The organism is Thauera butanivorans NBRC 103042 (assembly GCF_001591165.1).
GTDB lineage: Bacteria > Pseudomonadota > Gammaproteobacteria > Burkholderiales > Rhodocyclaceae > Thauera > Thauera butanivorans.
Window position 1 is genome coordinate 1 of record NZ_BCUG01000113.1, and the last position, 2786, is coordinate 2786.

Below are 2786 nucleotides of genomic sequence, written 5' to 3' on the forward strand. Positions count from 1 at the left end.
GGGGCTCCCACTGTTTGTATGCATGCGGTTTCAGGATCTATTTCACTCCCCTCCCGGGGTTCTTTTCGCCTTTCCCTCACGGTACTGGTTCACTATCGGTCGATCACGAGTATTTAGCCTTGGAGGATGGTCCCCCCATCTTCAGACAGGATTTCTCGTGTCCCGCCCTACTTGTCGCACGCTCAGACCCGCCACCGGCTTTTCGCATACGGGACTATCACCCTGTATCGTCGGACTTTCCAGACCGTTTTGCTGAGCTGATGGTTTAGTCGTGCAGGCTACTCCGCGTTCGCTCGCCACTACTTGCGGAATCTCGGTTGATTTCTGTTCCTGCGGCTACTTAGATGTTTCAGTTCGCCGCGTTCGCCTCCTCTGGCCTATGTATTGAGCCAGGGATGACCCTTGCGGGCCGGGTTTCCCCATTCGGACATCGTGGGATCAAAGCTCTATTGCCAGCTCCCCCACGCTTTTCGCAGGCTTACACGTCCTTCATCGCCTGTGATCGCCAAGGCATCCACCACATGCACTTAGTCGCTTGATCCTATAACCTTGGTGCCTCCAAAGAAGCACCCCGTCACAGGTCGAACTCGTTTGTGCGGTCCAGACTGTGCTGACAACGCAGCCTGAACCAATGCAATCACACAACTGCAGTACGCACCGGCTACAGTACGCACTGCACTTCTTCCACTTTGTTAAAGAGCAAACCTCAAACCGGCTTCTCGCCGATCAAGAAGTCAGAGATGAGACCTGAGCCCAAACCCCATCTCTGACTTCCCGAAACACGCATGACCTGGTGGAGCTGGTCGGGATCGAACCGACGACCTACGGCTTGCAAAGCCGCCGCTCTCCCAGCTGAGCTACAGCCCCCTTGTCTTCATCAACCAAGCCATCAAGCAACCCTGACATCCTGGTGGGTCTGGTTGGGTTCGAACCAACGACCCCCGCCTTATCAAGACGGTGCTCTAACCAGCTGAGCTACAGACCCTCTTCTCATGCACCTTCGAGGCTCTTCGCCTGAACAACCGATAAGTTGTGGATACTTGGCCGCTGCGACCCTCTTCTCTTGAAAGGAGGTGATCCAGCCGCACCTTCCGATACGGCTACCTTGTTACGACTTCACCCCAGTCATGAATCTCACCGTGGTAAGCGCCCTCCCGAAGGTTAAGCTACCTACTTCTGGTGAAACCCACTCCCATGGTGTGACGGGCGGTGTGTACAAGACCCGGGAACGTATTCACCGCAGCATGCTGATCTGCGATTACTAGCGATTCCGACTTCACGTAGTCGAGTTGCAGACTACGATCCGGACTACGATCGGCTTTTTGGGATTGGCTCCACCTCGCGGCTTGGCAACCCTCTGTACCGACCATTGTATGACGTGTGAAGCCCTACCCATAAGGGCCATGAGGACTTGACGTCATCCCCACCTTCCTCCGGTTTGTCACCGGCAGTCTCACTAGAGTGCCCAACCAAATGATGGCAACTAGTGACAAGGGTTGCGCTCGTTGCGGGACTTAACCCAACATCTCACGACACGAGCTGACGACAGCCATGCAGCACCTGTGTCCAGGCTCCCGAAGGCACGCTCGCCTCTCAGCAAGCTTCCTGGCATGTCAAGGGTAGGTAAGGTTTTTCGCGTTGCATCGAATTAATCCACATCATCCACCGCTTGTGCGGGTCCCCGTCAATTCCTTTGAGTTTTAACCTTGCGGCCGTACTCCCCAGGCGGTCGACTTCACGCGTTAGCTGCGTCACTCAGTGCATTGCTGCTCCGAACGACTAGTCGACATCGTTTAGGGCGTGGACTACCAGGGTATCTAATCCTGTTTGCTCCCCACGCTTTCGTGCATGAGCGTCAGTACAGGCCCAGGGGGCTGCCTTCGCCATCGGTGTTCCTCCACATCTCTACGCATTTCACTGCTACACGTGGAATTCCACCCCCCTCTGCCGTACTCTAGCCTGCCAGTCACAAGCGCAGTTCCCAGGTTAAGCCCGGGGATTTCACGCCTGTCTTGGCAAACCGCCTGCGCACGCTTTACGCCCAGTAATTCCGATTAACGCTCGCACCCTACGTATTACCGCGGCTGCTGGCACGTAGTTAGCCGGTGCTTCTTAGTCCGGTACCGTCATCCACATCCTATGTTAGAGAATGCGATTTCTTCCCGGCCGAAAGAGCTTTACAACCCGAAGGCCTTCTTCACTCACGCGGCATGGCTGGATCAGGGTTGCCCCCATTGTCCAAAATTCCCCACTGCTGCCTCCCGTAGGAGTCTGGGCCGTGTCTCAGTCCCAGTGTGGCGGATCATCCTCTCAGACCCGCTACAGATCGTCGCCTAGGTGGGCCTTTACCCCACCTACTAGCTAATCTGACATCGGCCGCTCCAATCGCGCGAGGCCCGAAGGTCCCCCGCTTTCTCCCTCAGGACGTATGCGGTATTAGCACATCTTTCGATGTGTTATCCCCCACGACTGGGTACGTTCCGATGCATTACTCACCCGTTCGCCACTCGCCGCCAGGCCGAAGCCCGCGCTGCCGTTCGACTTGCATGTGTAAAGCATGCCGCCAGCGTTCAATCTGAGCCAGGATCAAACTCTTAAGTTCAATCCTACAAAGTACTCAAAATACTGACTTGCAGTATGAGCACCCAATCATTGTGAAACCGTGGCACAACGCCACTGGACCACAACCACCAAGCACCCACACTTATCGGTTGTTCAAGTTGTTAAAGATTCGTGCCGTCAGCACAGAAGCGAAATTATGATCAACAAACAAAACCTTGTCAACC

Annotated in this window: 2 tRNA genes and 2 rRNA genes; all 4 read right to left on the minus strand. The window is 55.3% G+C overall.

Going from position 1 to position 2786, the window contains the following annotated elements:
• Window positions 1–541: ribosomal RNA gene (locus TBU01S_RS22510) — 23S ribosomal RNA — on the minus strand; the annotation flags it as partial.
• Window positions 542–791: 250 nt separating this feature from the next.
• A tRNA-Ala gene (locus TBU01S_RS22515) sits at window positions 792–867 on the minus strand.
• 41 nt (window positions 868–908) lie between these two features.
• Window positions 909–985 (minus strand) — tRNA-Ile (locus TBU01S_RS22520).
• An 81-nt stretch (window positions 986–1066) separates the two neighbouring features.
• Window positions 1067–2602 (minus strand): 16S ribosomal RNA (locus tag TBU01S_RS22525).
• Window positions 2603–2786 lie beyond the last annotated feature (184 nt).